The sequence below is a fragment of the Citrobacter pasteurii genome (assembly GCF_019047765.1).
Classification (GTDB): domain Bacteria; phylum Pseudomonadota; class Gammaproteobacteria; order Enterobacterales; family Enterobacteriaceae; genus Citrobacter; species Citrobacter pasteurii.
Genome location: NZ_CP077262.1, coordinates 4,396,638 through 4,421,073, shown reverse-complemented (window position 1 = coordinate 4,421,073; position 24,436 = coordinate 4,396,638). Strand labels below are relative to the sequence as shown.

General features: G+C 51.6%; 17 protein-coding genes and 2 pseudogenes. 18 read left to right on the top strand and 1 reads right to left on the bottom strand.

All coding sequences use genetic code 11. The features are described from left to right. The first annotated feature begins 224 nt into the window (after positions 1-224). The 8 genes and pseudogenes from dnaK to nhaR all read left to right on the top strand — a co-directional run bounded on the left by dnaK (position 225) and on the right by nhaR (position 10,905). Positions 225-2,147, top strand: a complete 1,923-nt coding sequence (gene dnaK, locus I6L54_RS21325; RefSeq protein ID WP_003018959.1) for a molecular chaperone DnaK — start codon at positions 225-227, stop codon at positions 2,145-2,147. 85 nt (positions 2,148-2,232) lie between these two features. After that, positions 2,233-3,366 carry a molecular chaperone DnaJ gene (gene dnaJ, locus I6L54_RS21320; RefSeq protein WP_005124072.1) on the top strand — a complete coding sequence of 378 codons (1,134 nt, stop codon included), beginning with the start codon at positions 2,233-2,235 and terminating at the stop codon, positions 3,364-3,366. A gap of 441 nt (positions 3,367-3,807) precedes the next feature. Further along, positions 3,808-4,572: an outer membrane protein OmpK gene (locus tag I6L54_RS21315; protein WP_040230187.1), complete on the top strand. Its 765-nt coding sequence runs from the start codon at positions 3,808-3,810 to the stop codon at positions 4,570-4,572. Positions 4,573-4,592: 20 nt separating this feature from the next. After that, a pseudogene (locus I6L54_RS21310) lies at positions 4,593-6,081 on the top strand (sulfatase family protein). Positions 6,082-6,184: 103 nt separating this feature from the next. Then, the gene (locus tag I6L54_RS21305; protein WP_040230186.1) at positions 6,185-7,381 is read left to right on the top strand and encodes an anaerobic sulfatase maturase; all 1,197 of its coding nucleotides are present in this window, start codon (positions 6,185-6,187) and stop codon (positions 7,379-7,381) included. A 26-nt stretch (positions 7,382-7,407) separates the two neighbouring features. Next, a complete protein-coding gene (locus I6L54_RS21300) occupies positions 7,408-8,667 on the top strand; it encodes an IS1/IS1595 family N-terminal zinc-binding domain-containing protein (RefSeq protein ID WP_040230185.1) in 1,260 nt (419 codons plus the stop codon). Positions 8,668-8,800: 133 nt separating this feature from the next. Beyond that, positions 8,801-9,967 (top strand): Na+/H+ antiporter NhaA, encoded by a 1,167-nt coding sequence (gene nhaA, locus I6L54_RS21295; RefSeq protein WP_040230184.1) that lies wholly within the window; start codon positions 8,801-8,803, stop codon positions 9,965-9,967. A 38-nt stretch (positions 9,968-10,005) separates the two neighbouring features. Next, positions 10,006-10,905, top strand: a complete 900-nt coding sequence (gene nhaR / locus I6L54_RS21290) for a transcriptional activator NhaR (RefSeq protein WP_040230182.1) — start codon at positions 10,006-10,008, stop codon at positions 10,903-10,905. A 59-nt stretch (positions 10,906-10,964) separates the two neighbouring features. Here the strand turns inward: nhaR and rpsT are convergent, their stop codons facing one another. Beyond that, entirely contained in the window at positions 10,965-11,228 is a 264-nt protein-coding gene (rpsT, locus tag I6L54_RS21285; protein ID WP_003018940.1) for a 30S ribosomal protein S20, read from the bottom strand. Between the two features lie 117 nt (positions 11,229-11,345). Between rpsT and I6L54_RS24405 the strand changes: the two are divergent. The 10 genes and pseudogenes from I6L54_RS24405 to carB all read left to right on the top strand — a co-directional run bounded on the left by I6L54_RS24405 (position 11,346) and on the right by carB (position 24,189). Continuing rightward, a pseudogene (locus tag I6L54_RS24405) lies at positions 11,346-11,549 on the top strand (DUF2575 domain-containing protein). 7 nt (positions 11,550-11,556) lie between these two features. Further along, complete coding sequence (ribF, locus tag I6L54_RS21280; protein ID WP_040230181.1) at positions 11,557-12,495, top strand: bifunctional riboflavin kinase/FAD synthetase; 939 nt, start codon at positions 11,557-11,559, stop codon at positions 12,493-12,495. Between the two features lie 37 nt (positions 12,496-12,532). Continuing rightward, the gene (ileS, locus tag I6L54_RS21275; protein WP_040230179.1) at positions 12,533-15,349 is read left to right on the top strand and encodes an isoleucine--tRNA ligase; all 2,817 of its coding nucleotides are present in this window, start codon (positions 12,533-12,535) and stop codon (positions 15,347-15,349) included. After that, entirely contained in the window at positions 15,349-15,846 is a 498-nt protein-coding gene (gene lspA / locus I6L54_RS21270; RefSeq protein WP_003018932.1) for a signal peptidase II, read from the top strand. Before ileS ends, lspA begins: the two co-directional genes overlap by 1 nt. Before the next feature lie 117 nt (positions 15,847-15,963). After that, a complete protein-coding gene (gene fkpB, locus I6L54_RS21265; RefSeq protein WP_003018929.1) occupies positions 15,964-16,413 on the top strand; it encodes an FKBP-type peptidyl-prolyl cis-trans isomerase in 450 nt (149 codons plus the stop codon). A gap of 1 nt (position 16,414) precedes the next feature. After that, a complete protein-coding gene (gene ispH / locus I6L54_RS21260) occupies positions 16,415-17,365 on the top strand; it encodes a 4-hydroxy-3-methylbut-2-enyl diphosphate reductase (protein ID WP_005124087.1) in 951 nt (316 codons plus the stop codon). Positions 17,366-17,431: 66 nt separating this feature from the next. Then, on the top strand, positions 17,432-18,346 hold the full coding sequence (rihC, locus tag I6L54_RS21255; protein WP_040230178.1) for a ribonucleoside hydrolase RihC: 915 nt from the start codon (positions 17,432-17,434) through the stop codon (positions 18,344-18,346). Positions 18,347-18,519: 173 nt separating this feature from the next. Beyond that, positions 18,520-19,341 (top strand): 4-hydroxy-tetrahydrodipicolinate reductase, encoded by an 822-nt coding sequence (gene dapB, locus I6L54_RS21250; protein ID WP_005124090.1) that lies wholly within the window; start codon positions 18,520-18,522, stop codon positions 19,339-19,341. A gap of 454 nt (positions 19,342-19,795) precedes the next feature. Continuing rightward, on the top strand, positions 19,796-20,944 hold the full coding sequence (gene carA, locus I6L54_RS21245) for a glutamine-hydrolyzing carbamoyl-phosphate synthase small subunit (protein ID WP_040230177.1): 1,149 nt from the start codon (positions 19,796-19,798) through the stop codon (positions 20,942-20,944). Between the two features lie 17 nt (positions 20,945-20,961). After that, on the top strand, positions 20,962-24,189 hold the full coding sequence (gene carB, locus I6L54_RS21240; RefSeq protein WP_005124094.1) for a carbamoyl-phosphate synthase large subunit: 3,228 nt from the start codon (positions 20,962-20,964) through the stop codon (positions 24,187-24,189). Positions 24,190-24,436: the final 247 nt, after the last annotated feature.

Below are 24,436 nucleotides of genomic sequence, written 5' to 3'. Positions count from 1 at the left end.
ATTCATTTTTTTCGGCTTTTTGCCTTTTTTATACGATTTTATCGCCACGACGCTAAAAAAAATTTTCATGCCCCCCTTGATGACGTGGGTTACGACCCCATCTTGTAAGCAACCGCAGTGGTGAGTCTGAAAAAAAACGATTCAGGGTAGTTGAAACCGCACGTTTCGCCCTTATTACAGATTCACAACCACATGATGACCGAATTTTTAGTGGAGACGTTTAGATGGGTAAAATTATTGGTATCGACCTGGGTACTACCAACTCTTGTGTAGCGATTATGGATGGCACTACTGCACGTGTGCTGGAGAACGCCGAGGGCGATCGCACCACGCCTTCTATCATTGCTTATACCCAGGATGGTGAAACTCTGGTTGGTCAGCCGGCTAAACGTCAGGCAGTGACAAACCCGCAAAACACCCTGTTTGCGATTAAACGCCTGATTGGCCGCCGCTTCCAGGACGAAGAAGTACAGCGTGATGAAGCCATCATGCCGTACAAAATCATCGGTGCTGACAACGGTGATGCATGGATTGACGTAAAAGGTCAGAAACTGGCACCGCCGCAGATTTCTGCTGAAGTGCTGAAAAAAATGAAGAAAACCGCTGAAGATTACCTGGGTGAACCGGTAACTGAAGCCGTTATCACCGTTCCTGCATACTTTAACGATGCTCAGCGTCAGGCAACCAAAGACGCCGGTCGTATCGCAGGTCTGGAAGTAAAACGTATCATCAACGAACCAACCGCAGCTGCGCTGGCTTACGGTCTGGATAAAGAAGTCGGCAACCGTACTATCGCGGTATATGACCTCGGTGGTGGTACTTTCGATATCTCTATTATCGAAATCGACGAAGTTGACGGCGAAAAAACCTTCGAAGTTCTGGCAACCAACGGTGATACCCACCTGGGTGGTGAAGACTTCGACAGCCGTATGATCAACTACCTGGTTGACGAGTTTAAGAAAGATCAGGGTATCGACCTGCGTAATGACCCGCTGGCGATGCAGCGTCTGAAAGAAGCCGCTGAGAAAGCGAAGATCGAGCTGTCTTCCGCTCAGCAGACCGACGTAAACCTGCCGTACATCACTGCAGATGCGACCGGTCCGAAACACATGAACATCAAAGTGACTCGTGCAAAACTGGAAAGCCTGGTTGAAGACCTGGTTAACCGTTCTATCGAGCCGCTGAAAGTTGCTCTGCAGGATGCTGGCCTGTCCGTATCTGATATCAACGACGTTATCCTCGTTGGTGGTCAGACGCGTATGCCGATGGTGCAGAAAAAAGTCGCTGAGTTCTTCGGTAAAGAGCCGCGTAAAGACGTTAACCCGGACGAAGCCGTAGCAATCGGTGCTGCTGTTCAGGGTGGTGTATTGACCGGTGATGTTAAAGACGTGCTGCTGCTGGACGTTACCCCGCTGTCTCTGGGTATCGAAACCATGGGCGGCGTGATGACTCCGCTGATCGCGAAAAACACCACCATCCCGACCAAGCACAGCCAGGTGTTCTCTACCGCTGAAGACAACCAGTCTGCGGTAACCATCCATGTGCTGCAGGGTGAACGTAAACGTGCTGCTGATAACAAAGATCTGGGGCAGTTTAACCTGGATGGTATCAGCCCGGCTCCACGCGGTATGCCGCAGATCGAAGTTACTTTTGACATCGATGCCGACGGTATTCTGCACGTTTCAGCGAAAGACAAAAATAGCGGTAAAGAGCAGAAGATCACCATCAAGGCTTCTTCTGGTCTGAACGAAGAAGAAATTCAGAAAATGGTTCGCGAAGCAGAAGCGAACGCAGAATCTGACCGTAAGTTTGAAGAGCTGGTTCAGACCCGCAACCAGGGTGACCATCTGCTGCACAGCACTCGCAAGCAGGTTGAAGAAGCAGGCGACAAACTGCCGGCTGACGACAAAACTGCCATCGAGTCTGCACTGACCGCGCTGGAAACTTCTCTGAAAGGTGAGGACAAAGCGGATATCGAAGCGAAAATGCAGGCGCTGGCACAGGTTTCCCAGAAACTGATGGAAATCGCTCAGCAGCAGCACGCACAGCAACAGGCTGGTGCAGCAGGCGCTGATGCTTCTGCAAATAACGCGAAAGATGACGACGTTGTCGACGCCGAGTTTGAAGAAGTGAAAGACAAAAAATAATCGCCCTTTGAACGGGTAATTACTGGCACGGGCGAAGAGGTTTCCTCTCCGCCCGTGCACGCATGTTAGGGGCAGATAAAAAGAGATGGCTAAGCAAGACTATTACGAGATTTTAGGCGTTTCCAAATCAGCGGAAGAGCGTGAAATCAAAAAGGCCTACAAGCGCCTGGCCATGAAATATCACCCGGACCGCAACCAGGGTGATAAAGAGGCCGAAGCCAAGTTTAAAGAGATCAAAGAAGCGTACGAGATCCTGACCGATGCACAAAAACGTGCGGCTTACGATCAGTACGGCCATGCAGCCTTTGAGCAAGGCGGTATGGGCGGCGGCGGCGGTTTTGGCGGCGGGGCTGACTTCAGCGATATCTTTGGTGACGTGTTTGGCGATATCTTTGGCGGCGGTCGTGGTCGTCAGCGCGCCTCACGTGGTGCTGATTTACGTTACAACATGGATCTCACTCTGGAAGAAGCCGTGCGTGGCGTCACCAAAGAGATCCGTATTCCTACGCTGGAAGAGTGTGACGTTTGCCACGGCAGCGGCGCGAAATCAGGCACTCAGCCGCAGACTTGTCCAACCTGTCACGGTTCCGGTCAGGTGCAGATGCGCCAGGGCTTCTTTGCCGTACAGCAGACCTGTCCACACTGTCAGGGCCGCGGTACGCTGATCAAAGACCCATGCAACAAATGCCACGGGCATGGCCGCGTTGAGAAGAGCAAAACGCTGTCCGTTAAAATCCCGGCAGGGGTTGATACCGGCGACCGTATCCGTTTGTCTGGTGAAGGCGAAGCGGGTGAGCATGGCGCACCGGCAGGCGATTTGTACGTTCAGGTGCAGGTTAAACAGCACCCAATCTTCGAGCGTGAAGGCAATAACCTGTACTGTGAAGTGCCGATTAACTTTGCAATGGCAGCCCTGGGTGGCGAGATTGAAGTCCCGACGCTGGATGGCCGTGTGAAGTTAAAAATTCCGGGTGAAACGCAAACGGGCAAACTATTCCGCATGCGTGGCAAGGGCGTTAAATCTGTTCGCGGCGGCGCACAGGGCGACCTGCTGTGCCGTGTGGTTGTTGAAACCCCGGTGGGCCTCAACGACAAGCAGAAACAGCTGCTGAAAGATCTGCAGGATAGCTTTGGTGGCCCGACGGGTGAACAAAACAGCCCACGTTCCAAAAGCTTCTTCGATGGCGTGAAGAAATTCTTTGACGATTTGACGCGCTAAAATAAAAGTAGAGAAAAGGCCATTTCAGCGATGAGATGGCCTTTTTGTTACCAGGCAGACGGATATCCAGACCCTTATTGGCATCGGAAATATTATCTTACCTTATTGGGATAGTATGATGTGTGGAGTAGTGCTACGGTTTTAGAACTAACATCTTTTTTGGTTATTCACCGCCGCATACCTGGTTGATGTGATTGTTTTAACATCAATAAATAATCACGATCCACCTAATTTAAAAGGCAACTACAGTTATATTTCTGGCGAAATAATTACTTATCTCCTCTCAAACAACATATTCTGACACTCTTCCAGTAATAACGATCTACCTTCCTTGATGTGAGATTTACATCACTATCCTGTCATTATATTCCATTATTATTTTTCACCGCAGCAATACAATATTTATTGATGGATTAATTATAATTGTGGGGAATACATTCAATGCCTCGGATAAAAAATGGACTATTAACTTGTCTTATACTTACAGTGCCCTCTCTTTTTAGCCATGCAGCACAAGCTCTGGAGTATAAAAATTCTTTTGGATCGATTAATGCCGGTTATGCCGACTGGAATAGCGGATTTGTCAATGTACATCGTGGCGAGGTTTGGAAAGCAACAGCTGATTTTGGTGTCAATTTCCGAGAAGCCGAGTTTTACTCATTTATTGAAAGTAATGTTTTAAATCATGCTGTTGCCGGTCGAAATCATACAGTGTCGGCGATAACCCATGTGCGTCTTTTTGATTCTGATTATACCTTCTTTGGCAAGATTTATGGCCAGTGGGATAACGCATGGGGCGACGATCTGGATATGTTTTATGGGCTGGGTTATCTCGGCTGGAGCGGAGATTGGGGGTTTTTAAAACCTTATATAGGTTTGCATAATCAATCTGGCGATTATGTCTCGCAACGATACGGACAAACCAGCGGCTGGAATGGCTACGTTATTGGCTGGACTGCGGCTTACAACTTTACCTTATTTGGCGAGAAATTTGTTTTATCTGACTGGAATGAAATTGAGCTTGATAGGAATGATGCTTATGCGGAGCAGCAATTTGGCCGGAGTGGATTAAATGGCGGTTTAACACTGGCGTGGAAATTTTATCCACGATGGAAAGCTACGATGACGTATCGTTATTTTGAAAACAAATTGGGTTATGACGGTTACGGGGATCAGATGATTTATATGATTGGGTATTCATTTTAAATAAAACCAAAGGATCGGAAATGAAAAAAACAGTCGTGGCGAGTTTGGTTGGACTGGCATTATGTGCCGGGAGCACATTACAAACAACATATGCAGCTTCAGCAAAACAGCCTAATTTAGTGATTATTATGGCTGATGATTTGGGTTATGGCGATCTCGCGACTTATGGCCATCAAATCGTCAAAACGCCTAATATCGACAAGCTGGCGCAGGAAGGGGTGAAATTTACCGACTACTATGCGCCCGCGCCACTGTGCTCTCCTTCTCGTGCTGGTTTATTAACGGGACGTATGCCATTCCGTACAGGGATCCGTTCCTGGATCCCTGAAGGCAAAGATGTCGCGTTGGGACGGAATGAACTGACGATTGCCAACCTGTTAAAGCAACAGGGGTATGACACGGCGATGATGGGGAAATTGCACCTGAATGCCGGGGGGCACTGATCAACCGCAGGCGAAGGACATGGGGTTTGACTACACCCTGGTAAACCCGGCGGGATTCGTCACGGATGCTACGCTTGGTAACGCAAAAGAGCGTCCCCGCTATGGCATGGTGCATCCTACTGGCTGGATTCGTAATGGACAGCATATTGGTCGTGCGGACACCATGAGCGGCGAGCTTGTCAGTTCTGAAGTCGTCAACTGGCTGGATAACAAGAAAGACGACAAACCGTTCTTCTTATATGTCGCGTTCACGGAAGTTCACAGCCCGCTGGCCTCGCCGAAAAAGTACCTCGATATGTATTCGCAATATATGAGCGCTTACCAGAAACAGCATCCGGATCTGTTTTATGGCGACTGGGCGGATAAGCCGTGGCGAGGAACGGGTGAATACTACGCGAACATCAGCTATATGGATGCTCAGGTCGGTAAAGTAATGGATAAGATCAGGGCAATGGGGGAAGAAGATAACACCATTGTCATTTTCACCAGTGATAACGGCCCAGTGACACGCGAGGCTCGCAAAGTGTATGAACTGAACATGGCGGGTGAAACGGATGGGCTTCGCGGTCGTAAAGATAACCTTTGGGAAGGCGGTATACGTGTTCCGGCAATCATCAAGTACGGTAAACATATTCCGCAGGGGATGGTAACGGATACGCCAGTTTATGGTCTTGACTGGGTGCCGACGTTAGCAAACATGATGAATTTTAAACTGCCAACAGATCGTACCTACGATGGGCAGTCTCTGGTTCCATTACTGGAACAGAAAACGTTAGCACGTCAGAAGCCACTCATCTTTGGCATTGATATGCCGTTCCAGGATGATCCTACTGACGAATGGGCGATCCGTGATGGTGACTGGAAGATGATTATCGATCGTGAAAATAAACCCAAATACCTCTACAACCTGAAAAAAGATCGCTTTGAAACTCTTAATCAGATTGGGAAACAACCTGAAATCGAGAAACAACTGTATGGCAAGTTCCTGAAATACAAACAGGATATTGACAACGATTCGCTGATGAAAGCTCGCGGTGACAAGCCAACGCCAGTCACCTGGGGCTAATTGAATAATTACAAGAAACATAAGGTATGCCACTTAGGGCTATGCCCGCCTGGTTCAGCGCTTTTGTGTTGAGCCAGGTTCTTTTGTTTATGGAACTATCGCGATGCAAACAAAAAGTTGTCAGGTCATGATTAAACCGACAGGCTCGGTATGTAATCTGGACTGTAAATACTGTTTTTATCTGGAAAAGGAGATGCTTTATCCGGATAGAAAAGCGAATTACAGAATGTCAGATGACATGCTCGAGTTATTCATCAAACAGCATATTGCCGCGCAGGATGTGAATGACGTGATTTTTGCGTGGCAGGGGGGAGAACCTACGCTGATGGGGCTGGTATTTTATCGGCGAGCGCTAGCATTGCAGCAGCGTTATTCTGGCGGTAAAACGATTATAAATACCTTCCAGACTAACGGCATATTGATTGACGACGAATGGGCTATTTTTTTTAAGCAGCATGCCTTCCTGGTGGGCGTTTCTATTGATGGTGATGCCGCGTTACATGATGAATGGCGGGTTACTCGTTCGGGTAAACCGACGCATGGGAAAGTTGAACAGGCCGTTAAATGCCTGGTACGCCACGGTGTAGAATTTAATACGCTGACGGTGGTGAATCGCACGAATATGCTTCACCCGGTGCGGGTCTATAACTATCTGAAAAGCATTGGCAGCCGCTATATGCAGTTTATTCCGCTCATCGAAAGAAGCGCTGAAGAGGGCTATGTTGGTCTGGCACATCCTGAAGGCGGACAAACAAGAATGATGCCGTGGTCGGTTGCTTCATTGCAATTTGGCCATTTTCTCAACGCTATTTTTGATGTCTGGGTCCGTAACGATATTGGTGATATCGGCATACAAATGTTTGAGCAGACGCTCGCGGCGTGGTGTGGGTTACCGCCACAGGTATGCGTGTTTGCGCCAACCTGCGGTAGCGCATTCGCAATGGAAATGAACGGTGATGTGTATAACTGCGATCACTTTGTGTATCCACAATATAAGTTGGGGAACATTCAAGATTCGACGCTGCGCGCGATGAACAATAGCGAAAAAAACCGGCAGTTTGGCGAGGATAAGCGACGCACAATGGCACAAGAGTGTGACGCCTGCTCATGGCAGTTCGCCTGTTATGGCGGTTGTCCTAAGCACCGTTTTTTGCCGTCAATATCAGGTAAAAGAAATCACAACTATTTGTGCGCGGGATATAAGGCGTTTTTCTCTCATACCGCAATGACGATGAGTGCCATGAAAACACTCTACGAAAATGGTTTTTCACCTGTAGAGATAAAATCAGTATTTGCTTGAACTTATCGTATTCGCAGGGAGTGAATATGTTTTCTTGGATTAATGTCGATAGTTGTAAAACGCTCGGTTGCAAAAATATGGGTATGTTGAACAGCCCGGATTACCAAAACCAAGGGAAAAATATACTATGCCGGGCCTGCGGTTTTCTCTTCCCCATTATTTCGGAACGGTCGCTCAACCGTTTTTGTCAGTCGGTCAATCAGGCATGGAAAGGGCTGATAAAATCCTGCCCTCATTGCGGGGGGATTTCACTCAAAAAGTACGGTTTTTCTGCGCAAGGAGAACCGCGTATTTACTGTCAGCGTTGTCATAAAACATTTATTTCTCCTGTCAGGCAGAAAACAGATGCACGTCAGGATTATCTCGCTACGCTGATTCAGGAAGGTGCGACGCTTTCGGATATTCGCAGCGCGCTCGTGCTGGATAGCACCGGGTTGAATCGGGAGTTACAGAAACTCTCTCGCAGCGCAAATCTGGCAGAACGCGAATTTACTTTTCCTACATTTGATATCGCCATGAGCACGCGCGCTTTTCGGATCAAATTTAACGGTGGTGATAGTTTTCTGTATGTGTTGGTCACTGCAGAAGAGAATACTGGTCGAATTGTTGCCGTGACCACAAATTACTCAGCTCATCCCGTAGAAGCTGAGTATCAGTATTATTCTAACTATGAAGAACGCCTTCCCCCCGGTACGTTGGTGCATATTGTGCAACGTAAAGAAGTGATAACGATGCGGCGGGAGACGCTTTTTGATGTGGATTACGGCCCCGCAATATTGCACAAAAATGATCCGGGGATGTTAGTTAAACCCGTTTTACCAGCTTATCGCCATTTCGAGTTGGTTAAAATGCTCACGGATGAACGCTCTCTCAATATTCAGCATTACCTCGATCAGGAATGCTTTATCCTGGGAGGATGCATGATGGCGAATATACAGCATGTTCAGCAAGGGCGTTGCCATATTGCTTTTGTGAGAGAACGCGGAGAATCAGCACCGCAAAAAGATATTCCGCCAAGGTTGTTTCTGGGGGGCGGCATCCGTAATAACGTTTGGCGAACATTCTCCACGCGTGACTACGCGCTGGCAGTGTGTAACCTAACGCAGAACCGAAAAACGAGTATGCAGCGCAGCGCCACGCTTGTGAGTGCGACCCGCTTTATCCATTTTATCGATACACATCCTTTTCTGGCACACCTCAACCGTATGTCTCCGGCAAATGTGACGGCAACACTGAACCATCTAAGATACGCGTTTAATGCGAGGCATCACTCAGATGCAGACTAACTAATACTGTGCTCTCTCATTAGATAATGCTCGGAAAAACCGATTCATACATCATAAATAATCTAATTTTAACGAGCTTTTTGGGGGTGTAAGATAGTAATTACGAAGTATTCACCCAATAGAGAGAATAAAAGTGAAACATCTGCATCGTTTTTTTAGTAGCGACGCCTCGGGAGGCATCATTCTGATCATCGCTGCCGTGGTCGCTATGCTGATGGCAAATATCGGGGTTACCAGTGGATGGTACCACGCCTTTCTGGAAACACCTGTCCAACTGCGGGTTGGCGCACTTGAGATCAACAAAAATATGCTGCTGTGGATCAACGACGCGTTGATGGCGGTGTTTTTCCTGTTGATTGGTCTGGAAGTGAAGCGTGAGTTAATGCAGGGGTCGCTTGCCAGCCTACGTCAGGCGGCGTTTCCGATCATTGCCGCTATCGGGGGCATGATTGTCCCGGCGTTGCTGTATCTGGCATTCAACTATGCCGACCCTATCACTCGTGAAGGATGGGCAATTCCGGCAGCAACGGATATCGCTTTTGCGCTCGGTGTGCTGGCACTGTTGGGTAGTCGCGTTCCGCTGGCACTGAAAATCTTCCTGATGGCGCTGGCGATTATCGACGATCTCGGCGCGATTGTGATCATCGCACTGTTCTATACCAGCGATCTTTCCCTGCTTTCATTGGGGGTTGCCGCGTTCGCAATTCTCATTCTGGCGGTGTTGAATCTGTGCGGTGTCAGACGTACCGGTATTTATATTCTGGTTGGCGTCGTGCTATGGACGGCAGTGCTGAAGTCCGGCGTACATGCCACACTGGCGGGCGTGATCGTTGGTTTCTTCATCCCGCTGAAGGAAAAGCATGGTCGCTCTCCGGCGAAACGTCTGGAGCACGTCCTGCATCCGTGGGTGGCTTATCTGATTCTGCCACTGTTTGCCTTTGCTAACGCAGGTGTTTCGCTGCAGGGCGTTACGCTGGATGGATTGACCTCGATTCTGCCGCTGGGAATTATCGCTGGCCTGCTCATCGGTAAGCCGCTGGGGATTAGCCTGTTCTGCTGGCTGGCGCTCCGCCTGAAACTGGCACAGTTGCCAGAAGGCACGAATTTCCAACAGATCATGGCGGTGGGTATTCTGTGCGGCATTGGCTTTACGATGTCGATTTTCATCGCCAGCCTGGCGTTTGGCAGCGTTGATCCAGAGCTGATTAACTGGGCAAAACTGGGGATCCTGATCGGTTCTTTACTGTCGGCAGTGATCGGTTATTGCTGGTTACGCACTCGATTGAACGTGTCAGCCTGATCGGCTGACGCTTTGGCGACAATTTTCAGGGAGAGAGTATGTCTCATATCAATTACAACCACCTGTATTACTTCTGGCATGTGTATAAGGAAGGTTCGGTGGTGGGGGCAGCCGAAGCGCTTTATCTGACGCCGCAGACCATTACCGGGCAGATCAAAGCGCTTGAGGAACGCTTACAAGGGAAGTTGTTTAAGCGTAAGGGGCGAGGGCTGGAACCCAGTGAGTTAGGCGAATTAGTTTTCCGTTATGCGGATAAAATGTTCACCTTAAGCCAGGAGATGCTGGATATCGTGAACTATCGCAAAGAGTCTAATTTGCTGTTTGATGTCGGCGTGGCGGATGCATTATCGAAGCAACTGGTTAGCAGCGTGCTGGATGCTGCGGTGGTTGAGAACGAGCAAATCCACCTGCGCTGTTTTGAGTCAACGCACGAGATGCTGCTGGAGCAGCTCAGCCAGCATAAGCTGGATATGATTATCTCCGATTGCCCGATCGACTCGACGCAGCAGGAAGGGCTATTCTCGGTGCGGATTGGCGAATGCAGCGTGAGCTTTTGGTGCACCAAGCCGCTGCCTGAGAAGCCGTTTCCGGCCTGTCTTGAGGAGCGTCGTTTACTGATACCGGGTCGTCGCTCAATGCTCGGACGTAAGCTACTGAACTGGATTAACTCACAAGGACTGAACGTTGAAATCCTTGGCGAGTTTGATGACGCCGCGCTGATGAAAGCGTTTGGCGCAACGCATAACGCTATATTCGTTGCCCCTACACTGTATTCACACAATTTCTATGCTGATGATTCTATTGTTGAAATTGGACGCGTTGAGAATGTGATGGAGGAGTATCACGCCATATTCGCGGAGAGGATGATCCAGCATCCGGCGGTGCAGCGTATTTGCAATGCGGACTATTCCGCACTCTTTACGCCAGTGAGCAAATAAGCAGACATAAAAAAACCCGCTTACGCGGGTTTTTTCACAAAGCGACAACAAGCAGGCGATTAAGCCAGTTTGTTGATCTGTGCAGTCAGGTTTGCTTTATGACGTGCAGCTTTGTTTTTGTGGATCAGACCTTTAGCAGCCTGACGGTCCACGATTGGTTGCATTTCGTTAAATGCTTTCAGTGCAGTAGCTTTGTCGCCAGCTTCGATAGCTGCGTATACTTTCTTGATGAAAGTACGCATCATAGAGCGACGGCTAGCGTTGTGCTTGCGGGCCTTTTCAGACTGAACGGCGCGCTTCTTAGCTGATTTGATATTAGCCAAGGTCCAACTCCCAAATGTGTTCTATATGGACAATTCAAAGGCCGAGGAATATGCCCTTTTAGCCTTCTTTTGTCAATGGATTTGTGCAAATAAGCGCCGTTTAAATTCCAGCACTCGTTGCGTAGTGATGGCGCAGGATTCTACCAGCTTGCGTGGCGTGAATACAGCTTTTCCACGAGAAAAATTGCATTGGTGTGCCCGTGAAGGGCGTCAATTTGTTTCATAACAATGAAAACCATCCTCTTTCTGTTTCGTAGAAACAATCGCCGGTTAACGTTGACCGCGGTACAGGGTATACTTTCACGATTTTCACTGTTTTGAGCCAGACATGAAGCTGATACGAGGCATACATAATCTCAGTCAGGCCCCGCATGGGTGTGTGCTGACTATTGGTAATTTCGACGGCGTGCACCGTGGCCACCGTGCGTTGCTGCAGGGGTTGCGGGAAGAAGGGCGCAAACGCAATTTACCGGTAATGGTGATGATTTTTGAGCCGCAGCCGCTGGAGCTGTTTGCGACGGACAAGTCGCCTGCGCGCCTTACACGCCTGCGGGAAAAACTGCGTTATCTGGCGGAATGCGGCGTGGATTACGTACTGTGCGTGCGTTTTGACCGACGTTTTGCCGCATTAACGGCGCAGACCTTCATCAGCGACCTGCTGGTGAAGCGCCTTGGTGTACAATTTCTTGCCGTTGGCGATGATTTCCGCTTTGGCGCTAGCCGTGCGGGTGATTTCTTGTTATTACAGGAAGCGGGCGCTGAGTATGGTTTTGATATCACCAGCACCCAAACCTTCTGTGAGGGCGGTGTGCGTATCAGCAGCACCGCGGTACGTCAGGCGCTGGCAGACGATAACCTGCAACTGGCCGAAAGCCTGCTTGGGCATCCTTTTACTATCTCAGGACGCGTAGTTCATGGTGACGAGTTAGGGCGCACTATCGGTTTTCCGACGGCAAACTTACCGCTGCGTCGCCAGGTGTCTCCAGTGAAAGGGGTTTATGCGGTTGAAGTGATGGGACTGGGTGATAAACCTTTCCCCGGCGTCGCCAACATCGGCACCCGTCCGACGGTAGCAGGCGTACGCCAACAGTTGGAAGTGCATCTATTGGACGTTGTAATGGACCTGTATGGTCGCCATATAGATGTAGTACTGCGTAAAAAAATACGCAGCGAACAGCGATTTGCCTCGCTGGATGAACTAAAAGCGCAGATTGCGCGTGATGAGTTGACTGCCCGCGAATTTTTTGGGCTAACAAAACCGGCTTAATGCCTATACGAGTTTTAAATACGGAACCGAGAATCTGATGAGTGACTATAAATCAACCCTGAATTTGCCGGAAACAGGGTTCCCGATGCGCGGCGATCTCGCCAAGCGTGAACCGGGAATGCTGGCGCGTTGGACTGATGATGACCTGTACGGCATCATTCGTGCGGCCAAAAAAGGCAAAAAAACCTTCATTCTGCATGATGGCCCTCCTTATGCGAATGGCAGCATTCATATTGGTCACTCGGTTAACAAGATTCTGAAAGACATTATCGTGAAGTCCAAAGGACTCACGGGCTATGACTCGCCTTATGTTCCGGGCTGGGACTGCCACGGTCTGCCTATCGAGCTGAAAGTAGAGCAGGAATACGGCAAGCCGGGCGAGAAGTTCACCGCCGCCGAGTTCCGTGCCAAGTGCCGTGAATACGCTGCTACCCAGGTTGACGGTCAGCGTAAAGACTTTATCCGTCTTGGCGTGCTGGGCGACTGGTCGCATCCGTACCTGACCATGGACTTCAAAACTGAAGCCAACATCATTCGTGCGCTGGGTAAAATCATCGGCAACGGTCACCTGCACAAAGGTGCGAAGCCGGTGCACTGGTGCGTTGACTGCCGTTCCGCGCTGGCGGAAGCGGAAGTTGAGTATTACGACAAAACCTCCCCGTCCATCGACGTGGCGTTCCACGCCGCCGACCCGGACGCAGTAAAAGCAAAATTTGGCGTTTCTGACGTCAACGGCCCGATCTCTCTGGTTATCTGGACCACTACCCCGTGGACGTTACCGGCGAACCGCGCAATCTCTCTGGCACCTGATTTTGACTATGCGCTGGTGCAGATTGACGGCCAGGCTGTGATTCTGGCGAAAGATCTGGTCGAAAGCGTCATGCAGCGTATTGGCGCGGCTGAATACACCATTCTCGGCACCGTGAAAGGCGCTGAGCTGGAACTGCTGCGTTTTACCCATCCGTTTATGGGCTTTGATGTGCCGGCAATTCTGGGCGACCACGTGACGCTGGATGCAGGTACTGGTGCGGTACATACCGCAGGCGGCCATGGTCCGGATGACTACGTCATCAGCCAAAAATACGGTCTGGAAATCGCTAACCCGGTCGGCCCGGACGGCGCATACCTGGCGGGTACCTATCCGGATCTGGACGGTGTGAACGTCTTTAAAGCCAACGACAAAATTGTTGCGCTGCTGAGCGAAAAAGGCGCGCTGCTGCATGTCGAAAAAATGCAGCACAGCTACCCATGCTGCTGGCGCCACAAGTCGCCGATCATCTTCCGTGCGACCCCGCAGTGGTTCGTTAGCATGGATCAGAAAGGCCTGCGCGCGCAGTCGCTGAAAGAGATCAAAGGGGTACAGTGGATCCCGGACTGGGGCCAGGCGCGTATTGAATCAATGGTTGCCAACCGTCCTGACTGGTGTATCTCCCGTCAGCGTACGTGGGGTGTGCCGATGTCTCTGTTTGTCCATAAAGACACCGAAGAACTGCATCCGCGCGCTATCGAACTGATGGAAGAAGTGGCCAAACGGGTTGAAGTTGACGGCATCCAGGCGTGGTGGGATCTCGATCCGAAAGATATTCTCGGCGACGAAGCTGACCAGTATGTCAAAGTCCCGGATACGCTGGACGTGTGGTTCGACTCTGGTTCAACTCACTCATCCGTCGTAGACGTGCGCCCAGAGTTTGCAGGGCATGCGGCAGATATGTATCTGGAAGGTTCCGACCAGCACCGTGGCTGGTTCATGTCTTCTCTGATGATCTCCACCGCCATGAAAGGCAAAGCGCCATACCGTCAGGTACTGACTCACGGTTTCACCGTGGATGGTCAGGGCCGTAAGATGTCCAAGTCTATCGGTAACACCGTTTCTCCGCAGGACGTGATGAACAAACTGGGCGCGGATATTTTGCGTCTGTGGGTCGCTTCTACCGACTACACCGGTGAAATGGCCGTTTCTGATGAAATCCTGAAACGTGCTGCCGACAGCTATCGTCGTATCCGTAACACCGCGCGCTTCCTGCTGGCGAACCTGAACGGGTTCGATCCGGTTAAAGACATGGTGAAACCGGAAGAGATGGTGGTGCTGGACAGGTGGGCGGTAGGTTGTGCGCAAGCGGCGCAGGAAGAGATCCTGAAAGCTTACGAAGCGTATGACTTCCACGAAGTGGTACAGCGACTGATGCGCTTCTGCTCCGTAGAAATGGGTTCGTTCTATCTCGACATCATTAAAGACCGCCAGTACACCGCGAAAGCGGAAAGCCGGGCGCGTCGTAGCTGCCAGACTGCGCTGTTCCATATTGCGGAAGCACTGGTTCGCTGGATGGCGCCGATCATGTCCTTCACCGCCGATGAAATCTGGGGTTACCTGCCGGGCGATCGCGAGAAGTATGTCTTCACCGGTGAGTGGTACGAAGGTCTGTTTGGCTTAGGCGAAACCGAAGCGATGAACGACGCTTTCTGGGATGAACTGCTGAAAGTGCGTGGCGAAGTGAACAAGGTTATCGAGCAGGCGCGTGCGGATAAGAAAGTCGGCGGTTCTCTGGAAGCGGCAGTGACCCTGTACGCTGAACCTGAACTGGCGGCGAAACTGACCGCGCTGGGTGAAGAGTTGCGTTTTGTACTGCTGACCTCTGGCGCGACGGTTGCGGATTATGCAGCGGCTCCAGATGATGCTCAGCAGAGCGAACTGCTCAAAGGTCTGAAAATCGTACTGAGCAAAGCCGAAGGTGAGAAATGCCCGCGCTGCTGGCATTACACTACCGACGTCGGCCAGGTGGCGGAACATGCAGATATCTGCGGACGCTGTGTCAGCAACATCGCCGGTGATGGCGAACAACGTAAGTTTGCCTGATGAGTAAGCCTCTCTGTTCAACAGGGCTACGCTGGCTGTGGCTGGTGGTAGTCGTGCTGATTATCGATTTAGGCAGCAAGTACCTGATCCTCCAGAACTTTGCTCTGGGGGATACGGTGTCGCTGTTTCCGTCGCTTAATCTGCACTACGCGCGTAACTATGGTGCGGCGTTTAGCTTCTTAGCTGACAGCGGCGGCTGGCAACGTTGGTTCTTTGCCGGTATCGCCATCGGTATTTGCGTCATCCTGATGGTGATGATGTATCGCTCGAAGGCGACGCAGAAGCTGAATAACATCGCATATGCGTTAATCATTGGCGGTGCGCTGGGCAACTTGTTCGACCGCCTGTGGCACGGCTTCGTGGTTGATATGATTGACTTTTACGTCGGCGACTGGCATTTCGCGACCTTCAATCTGGCCGATACAGCTATCTGTATCGGGGCGGCATTGATTGTGCTGGAAGGCTTCCTGCCGTCGAAAGAGAAAAAAGCCGCATAAAAAAATGCCGGATGGCGCTATGCTAATCCGGCCTACAATTTACTGCGATCCTTGTAGGCCCGGTAAGCGTAACGCCACCGGGCACACAGGTGGCAGCAATTTTAAAGAGCAACCTGCATGTCTAAATCAGTACAGAGTAACAGTGCGGTGCTGGTGCACTTCACCCTTAAGCTCGACGATGGCTCCACCGCAGAGTCAACCCGCAATAACGGCAAGCCTGCGCTGTTTCGCCTGGGCGACGGTTCTCTGTCTGAAGGACTGGAGCAACACCTGCTGGGGCTAAAAGAAGGCGATAAAACCACCTTTGCTCTGGAGCCGGATGCCGCCTTTGGCGTATCAAGTCCAGACTTAATTCAGTATTTCTCGCGTCGGGAATTTATGGACGCGGGCGAGCCAGAAATTGGCGCTATCATGCTCTTTACCGCAATGGACGGCAGTGAGATGCCAGGTGTTATCCGCGAAATCAACGGTGACTCGATCACGGTTGATTTCAATCATCCACTGGCTGGGCATACCGTTCATTTTGATATTGAAGTGCTGGAAGTCGAACCGGCACTGGAGGCGTAAAATGCAGATCCTGTTGGCCAACCCGCGCGGTTTTTGCGCTGGCGTAGACCGCGCTATCAGCATTGTCGAAAACGCGCTGGCTATTTATGGCGCGCCGATTTATGTCCGTCATGAAGTGGTGCATAACCGCTATGTGGTGGATAGCCTGCGTGAGCGCGGGGCTATTTTTATTGAGCAAATCAGCGAAGTGCCGGATGGCGCGATCCTGATCTTCTCTGCCCACGGCGTGTCTCAGGCGGTGCGTAACGAAGCCAAAGGCCGCGACCTCACGGTTTTTGATGCAACCTGTCCGCTGGTGACCAAAGTACATATGGAAGTCGCCCGCGCCAGCCGTCGTGGCGAAGAGTCGATTTTGATTGGTCACGCCGGTCACCCGGAAGTCGAAGGCACGATGGGCCAGTACAGCAACCCGCAAGGGGGAATGTACCTGGTTGAATCACCGGAAGATGTGCTGAAACTGAATGTGAAAAATGAAGGCAAATTATCCTTCATGACGCAGACCACGCTCTCCGTTGATGACACCTCTGACGTCATTGACGCGCTGCGCCAACGCTTCCCGAAAATCGTCGGGCCGCGCAAAGACGATATCTGTTATGCCACCACCAACCGTCAGGAAGCGGTTCGCGCGCTGGCGGAACAGGCCGATGTGGTGCTGGTGGTCGGCTCGAAAAACTCCTCTAACTCCAACCGTCTGGCTGAACTGGCCCAGCGAATGGGGAAAGCCGCGTATCTGATTGATGATGCGACTGATATCCAGGAAGCGTGGGTGAAAGCCGCGAAATGCGTGGGCGTGACTGCCGGAGCCTCGGCGCCGGATATCTTGGTGCAAAACGTGATTGCTCGCCTGCAGGAGTTGGGCGGTGGAGAGGCTATCCCGCTGGAAGGCCGCGAAGAAAACATTGTTTTTGAAGTGCCGAAAGAGCTGCGTGTGGATGTTCGTGAAGTAGAGTAAGTCTTTCAGGTTACGATTATGCGAAGATGCCAGACCTAACGTCTGGCATTTTTTTATGGAGAAACCATGCGCTTACCGATCATTCTTGATACCGATCCCGGCATTGATGATGCTGCCGCTATTGCCGCCGCGCTGTTTGCCCCTGAGCTGGATCTGCAACTGATGACCACTGTCGCAGGCAATGTGTCGGTGGAAAAAACCACCCGTAATGCGTTGCAACTGCTGCACTTCTGGAATGTGGATATCCCGCTGGCGCAGGGGGCATCAATGCCGTTGGTGCGGCCGCTGCGCGATGCTGCTTCCGTACACGGTGAGTCCGGTATGGAAGGATATGATTTTGTCGAGCACGACCGCCAGGCGATGGCAAAACCCGCATTCCAGGCCATTCGCGATGCGCTGATGCATGCCTCACAGCCCGTGACGCTGGTGGCAATTGGCCCGCTGACAAATATTGCGTTGCTGCTGACCCATTATCCTGAATGCGTATTTAACATTAAGCGCCTGGTAATTATGGGCGGTTCTGCCGGGCGCGGGAACTTCACGCCAAACGCCGAGTTTAATATTGCTATCGACCCGGAAGCGGCAGCGAAAGTCTTCCAGAGTGGGCTGGAGATCGTAATGTGCGGCCTGGACGTGACCAACCAGGCTATGCTCGCCCCGGACTACCTGGCGACGTTGCCTCAGCTTAACCAGACGGGAAAAATGCTGCACGCGCTGTTTAGCCATTACCGTAGCGGCAGTATGAATACGGGGCTGCGCATGCACGACCTGTGCGCTATTGCCTGGCTGGTGCGCCCGGATCTCTTTACGCTCAAGCCCTGTTTTGTCGCCGTTGAAACGCAGGGGGAATATACCTCTGGCACAACGGTAGTAGATATCGAAGGGCGGCTGGGGCAACCTGCTAATGTCCAGGTGGCACTGGGGCTGGATGTCGAGGGTTTCCAGCAGTGGGTGGCGCACGTTCTGGCGCTGGCCCCCTGATTTCCACGCTATATAACAATATGACGCTGCTTATTCCGTGGCGTCATGCCTTTTACTGATATCTTTCCCTGTTTATCATTAAATTCTAATTATCGATGTTTTCGGCTGGCGGCGCAGTGATACGCTGGTTAATCTGAAAACGATTTACGTAAAATTAACAAAAGAGAATAGCTATGCATGATGCACAAATCCGCGTTGCCATCGCGGGAGCCGGAGGACGCATGGGGCGTCAGTTGATTCAGGCCACGCTGGGTATGGAAGGCGTACAGCTTGGCGCGGCGCTGGAGCGCGAAGGCTCTTCCTTACTGGGCAGCGATGCCGGAGAGTTAGCCGGAGCCGGGAAAACGGGCGTTACGGTACAAAGTAGCCTTGAAGCGGTGAAAGATGATTTCGATGTTTTCATCGATTTTACCCGCCCGGAAGGCACGCTGGCGCATCTGGCGTTTTGCCGCCAGCACGGCAAAGGCATGGTGATTGGTACTACCGGCTTTGATGACGCGGGTAAACAGGCTATTCACGATGCCGCACAGGATATTGGCATCGTCTTCGCCGCGAACTTTAGCGTGGGCGTCAACGTCATGCTTAAGCTGCTGGAGAAAGCCGCGAAAGTGATGGGTGACTATACCGACATTGAAATTATTGAAGCGCACCACCGCCATAAAGTGGATGCGCCGTCAGGCACTGCGCTGGCGATGGGCGAAGCGATCGCCGGGGCGCTGGATAAAGATCTGAAAGACTGCGCGGTCTATTCCCGTGAGGGTTACACCGGCGAGCGCGTACCGGGCACGATCGGTTTTGCTACGGTGCGTGCGGGAGATATTGTTGGGGAACATACCGCGATGTTTGCTGATATTGGTGAGCGAATTGAGATTACCCACAAAGCCTCCAGCCGTATGACATTCGCTAACGGTGCAGTAAGATCGGCGGTTTGGCTTAAATCTAAGTCAAATGGCCTTTTTGATATGCGAGATGTGCTTGATTTACGCAATTTATAATGTTTACTACCCTTCGTGATGTGGTTATTGTAGTCGTAATTATTTGATTACATAGGGCAATATTTTATTGCCCTTTATTTTATCAATTTCAAGTCGATTTTGTATTGGGTTTTCTATTTTTATATGATTTCATATCATTTTGTGTTGGTGAAATGTGAATTTTGACCATTTGGTCTACTTTTTATCTCTTTCTCATGAGATTTAATACTCTTCCTGCTCCGCAAGCGTTTTCCACTCTAAGTTAGTTGATCTTTTTGATGCCTGGGGGCGGGTTAATTCGTCAGTGGCGCAAAATAATAATAAAAATTGTCCTTTTGGGTAGACTTTTACGTGGGCTATCTCTAGAATGCCGCCGTTTGCCAGAAATCCATAGGTAAGCAAATTTGCATTGATTCATGATGTGTTAATGAATTAATATGCAAATAAAGTGAGTGAATATTCTCTGGAGGGTGTTTTGATTAAGTCAGCGCTATTGGTTCTGGAAGACGGAACCCAGTTTCACGGTCGGGCCATAGGGGCAACAGGTTCGGCGGTTGGGGAAGTCGTTTTCAATACTTCAATGACCGGTTATCAAGAAATCCTCACTGATCCTTCCTATTCCCGCCAAATCGTCACTCTTACTTATCCTCATATCGGTAATGTCGGCACCAATGAAGCCGATGCAGAATCTTCTCAGGTACATGCGCAAGGCCTGGTCATCCGTGACCTGCCGCTGATTGCCAGCAACTTCCGCGATACCGAAGACCTCTCTTCTTACCTCAAGCGCCATAACATTGTGGCGATTGCCGATATTGATACCCGTAAGCTGACGCGTTTGCTGCGTGAAAAGGGCGCACAAAACGGCTGCATCATCGCGGGCGATAACCCGGATGCCGCGCTGGCGCTGGAAAAAGCGAAAGCGTTCCCAGGACTCAACGGTATGGACCTGGCGAAAGAAGTCACCACCGCGGAGCCGTATAGCTGGACGCAAGGTAGCTGGACGTTGGCCGGTGACCTGCCGGAAGCAAAATCTGCCGATGAACTGCCGTTCCACGTTGTGGCCTACGATTTCGGCGCTAAACGTAACATTCTGCGTATGTTAGCGGACCGCGGCTGCCGCCTGACGGTGGTTCCAGCGAAAACCGCAGCAGAAGACGTTCTGAAGATGAATCCGGACGGTATCTTCCTGTCCAACGGCCCTGGCGACCCGGCGCCGTGCGACTACGCGATTACCGCGATTCAGAAATTCCTCGAAACCGATATTCCGATATTTGGTATCTGCCTTGGCCATCAACTGCTGGCGCTGGCGAGCGGTGCGAAGACCATTAAGATGAAGTTTGGCCATCACGGCGGTAACCATCCGGTAAAAGATATCGACAACAACACGGTGATGATTACCGCGCAGAACCACGGTTTTGCGGTAGATGAAGCCTCCATGCCGGCCAATCTGCGCGTGACCCACAAGTCGCTGTTCGACGGCACCCTGCAAGGGATTCATCGCACCGATAAGCCAGCGTTCAGCTTCCAGGGTCACCCTGAAGCGAGTCCGGGTCCGCACGACGCTGCACCGCTGTTCGACCACTTTATCGAGTTAATTGAGCAATACCGTCAGTCCGCGAAATAATCAGGAGTAAAAGAGCCATGCCAAAACGTACAGACATAAAAAGTATCCTGATTCTGGGCGCGGGTCCGATTGTTATCGGCCAGGCGTGTGAGTTTGACTATTCCGGCGCACAGGCGTGTAAAGCCCTGCGTGAAGAGGGTTACCGTGTCATTCTGGTGAACTCCAACCCGGCCACCATCATGACCGACCCGGAAATGGCCGATGCGACTTACATCGAGCCGATTCACTGGGAAGTGGTACGCAAAATCATTGAGAAAGAGCGCCCGGATGCGGTGCTGCCAACCATGGGCGGCCAGACGGCGCTGAACTGTGCGCTGGAGCTGGAACGCCAGGGCGTACTGGCTGAGTTCGGCGTGACCATGATTGGCGCGACGGCGGATGCCATTGATAAAGCGGAAGACCGTCGTCGCTTCGACATCGCGATGAAGAAGATTGGTCTCGACACCGCGCGTTCAGGCATCGCTCACACCATGGAAGAAGCGCTGGCGGTTGCCGCTGACGTTGGCTTCCCGTGCATTATCCGCCCTAGCTTCACCATGGGCGGCACCGGCGGCGGTATCGCTTACAACCGTGAAGAGTTCGAAGAAATCTGCGAACGCGGTCTGGATCTTTCCCCAACCAACGAACTGCTGATTGATGAATCGCTGATTGGCTGGAAAGAGTACGAGATGGAAGTGGTGCGTGATAAAAACGACAACTGCATCATCGTCTGCTCCATCGAAAACTTCGACGCGATGGGCATCCATACCGGCGACTCCATCACCGTAGCACCTGCCCAGACGCTGACCGACAAAGAATATCAAATCATGCGTAACGCCTCGATGGCGGTACTGCGTGAAATCGGCGTGGAAACCGGCGGTTCTAACGTCCAGTTTGCGGTAAACCCGAAAAACGGTCGCCTGATTGTTATCGAGATGAACCCGCGTGTCTCCCGCTCCTCTGCGCTGGCCTCTAAAGCCACCGGTTTCCCGATTGCTAAAGTTGCCGCCAAGCTGGCAGTTGGTTATACCCTCGACGAGCTGATGAACGATATCACCGGTGGCCGCACTCCGGCTTCGTTTGAGCCGTCCATCGACTACGTTGTGACCAAAATTCCACGCTTCAACTTCGAGAAGTTCGCCGGTGCTAACGACCGTCTGACCACGCAGATGAAATCTGTTGGTGAAGTGATGGCGATTGGCCGCACCCAGCAGGAATCGCTGCAGAAAGCGCTGCGCGGTCTGGAAGTCGGCGCGACTGGCTTTGACCCGAAAGTAAGCCTGGACGACCCTGAAGCGCTGACCAAAATTCGCCGGGAGCTGAAAGATGCGGGCGCTGAGCGTATCTGGTATATCGCCGATGCCTTCCGCGCGGGTCTGTCCGTTGACGGCGTGTTCAACCTGACCAACATCGACCGCTGGTTCCTGGTGCAAATTGAAGAGCTGGTGCGCCTGGAAGAAAAAGTAGCCGACCTTGGCATCAACGGCCTCGACGCTGACTTCCTGCGCATGCTGAAGCGTAAAGGTTTCGCCGATGCGCGTCTGGCGAAACTGGCCGGCGTTCGCGAAGCGGAAATCCGCAAGCTGCGTGACCAGTACAACCTGCACCCGGTCTACAAGCGCGTGGATACCTGCGCGGCAGAATTTGCCACCGACACCGCTTACATGTACTCCACTTATGAAGAGGAGTGTGAAGCGAATCCGTCCGTCGACCGCGATAAAATCATGGTGCTGGGCGGCGGTCCAAACCGTATCGGCCAGGGTATAGAGTTTGACTACTGCTGCGTACACGCCTCGCTGGCGCTGCGCGAAGACGGTTATGAAACCATCATGGTCAACTGTAACCCGGAAACCGTTTCTACCGACTACGACACCTCCGACCGTCTGTACTTCGAGCCGGTAACGCTGGAAGACGTGCTGGAAATCGTGCGCATCGAGAAGCCGAAAGGCGTTATCGTGCAGTACGGCGGCCAGACCCCGCTGAAGCTGGCGCGCGCGCTGGAAGCAGCAGGCGTGCCGGTAATCGGTACCAGCCCGGATGCCATCGACCGTGCGGAAGACCGTGAGCGCTTCCAGCACGCGGTTGACCGTCTGAAGCTGAAACAACCGGCGAACGCCACCGTCACGGCCATTGAACAGGCTGTTGAGAAGGCAAAAGAGATTGGTTACCCACTGGTGGTACGTCCGTCCTACGTTCTCGGTGGTCGCGCGATGGAAATCGTCTATGACGAAGCCGACCTGCGTCGCTACTTCCAGACTGCGGTCAGCGTTTCTAACGATGCGCCGGTGCTGCTGGACCGTTTCCTTGATGATGCGGTTGAAGTGGACGTGGATGCTATCTGCGACGGCGAAATGGTGCTGATTGGCGGCATCATGGAGCATATCGAGCAGGCGGGCGTACACTCAGGTGACTCCGCGTGTTCTCTGCCTGCCTACACGCTGAGCCAGGAAATTCAGGATGTCATGCGCCAGCAGGTACAGAAACTGGCCTTTGAACTACAGGTTCGCGGTCTGATGAACGTCCAGTTCGCGGTGAAGAATAACGAAGTTTACCTGATTGAAGTGAACCCGCGTGCGGCACGTACCGTGCCATTCGTCTCCAAAGCGACGGGTGTACCGTTGGCGAAAGTCGCGGCGCGCGTAATGGTCGGAAAAACGCTGGCACAGCAGGGCGTCACCAAAGAAGTTATCCCGCCGTACTACTCGGTGAAAGAAGTGGTGCTGCCGTTCAACAAGTTCCCGGGCGTTGACCCGCTGTTAGGGCCAGAAATGCGCTCTACCGGGGAAGTGATGGGCGTGGGGCGTACCTTCGCGGAAGCGTTCGCCAAGGCACAGCTGGGTAGCAGCTCCACCATGAAAAAACAGGGTCGTGCATTGCTCTCCGTTCGCGAAGGCGATAAAGAGCGCGTGGTTGACCTGGCGGCGAAGCTGCTGAAGTTTGGTTTCGAGCTGGATGCAACGCACGGCACGGCGATTGTGTTGGGCGAAGCGGGTATCAATCCACGTCTGGTGAACAAGGTGCATGAAGGGCGTCCGCATATTCAGGACCGTATCAAGAATGGCGAGTACACTTACATCATCAACACCACCGAAGGTCGTCAGGCGATTGAAGACTCTAAGCTGATTCGCCGCAGCGCACTGCAGTATAAAGTGCATTATGACACTACCCTGAACGGCGGTTTCGCGACGGCGATGGCGCTGAATGCCGATGCCACTGAGAAGGTGACCTCGGTGCAGGAAATGCACGCGCAGATCAAAAAGTCATAAACAAAGAGTCCGGTGATAATTGCGTTAACCGGACCTGCAATATAATCTTGAAAGGGTTTCTGTAAAGAAACCCTTTTTTTATCTCTCGTAAGGTCATTCCTGGCCAAATGCAGTTTCATAACCACATTTTCAATGTAATAAGCACGATATTGCTCACACTAATCAACATTCAAGTCGCATACTATCTTTTATATCCACAATTTTAATATGGCTTAGTTTTTATTAATTTGGACAGGCCGTAGCCAGA

What these genes read in the sequence shown, in the direction of transcription:
- dnaK (WP_003018959.1), top strand. Translation starts at nt 225, where the DNA reads ATGGGTAAAATTATTGGTATCGACCTGGGTACTACCAACTCTTGTGTA.
- dnaJ (WP_005124072.1), top strand. Translation starts at nt 2,233, where the DNA reads ATGGCTAAGCAAGACTATTACGAGATTTTAGGCGTTTCCAAATCAGCG.
- I6L54_RS21315 (WP_040230187.1), top strand. Translation starts at nt 3,808, where the DNA reads ATGCCTCGGATAAAAAATGGACTATTAACTTGTCTTATACTTACAGTG.
- I6L54_RS21305 (WP_040230186.1), top strand. Translation starts at nt 6,185, where the DNA reads ATGCAAACAAAAAGTTGTCAGGTCATGATTAAACCGACAGGCTCGGTA.
- I6L54_RS21300 (WP_040230185.1), top strand. Translation starts at nt 7,408, where the DNA reads ATGTTTTCTTGGATTAATGTCGATAGTTGTAAAACGCTCGGTTGCAAA.
- nhaR (WP_040230182.1), top strand. Translation starts at nt 10,006, where the DNA reads ATGTCTCATATCAATTACAACCACCTGTATTACTTCTGGCATGTGTAT.
- ribF (WP_040230181.1), top strand. Translation starts at nt 11,557, where the DNA reads ATGAAGCTGATACGAGGCATACATAATCTCAGTCAGGCCCCGCATGGG.
- ileS (WP_040230179.1), top strand. Translation starts at nt 12,533, where the DNA reads ATGAGTGACTATAAATCAACCCTGAATTTGCCGGAAACAGGGTTCCCG.
- lspA (WP_003018932.1), top strand. Translation starts at nt 15,349, where the DNA reads ATGAGTAAGCCTCTCTGTTCAACAGGGCTACGCTGGCTGTGGCTGGTG.
- fkpB (WP_003018929.1), top strand. Translation starts at nt 15,964, where the DNA reads ATGTCTAAATCAGTACAGAGTAACAGTGCGGTGCTGGTGCACTTCACC.
- ispH (WP_005124087.1), top strand. Translation starts at nt 16,415, where the DNA reads ATGCAGATCCTGTTGGCCAACCCGCGCGGTTTTTGCGCTGGCGTAGAC.
- rihC (WP_040230178.1), top strand. Translation starts at nt 17,432, where the DNA reads ATGCGCTTACCGATCATTCTTGATACCGATCCCGGCATTGATGATGCT.
- dapB (WP_005124090.1), top strand. Translation starts at nt 18,520, where the DNA reads ATGCATGATGCACAAATCCGCGTTGCCATCGCGGGAGCCGGAGGACGC.
- carB (WP_005124094.1), top strand. Translation starts at nt 20,962, where the DNA reads ATGCCAAAACGTACAGACATAAAAAGTATCCTGATTCTGGGCGCGGGT.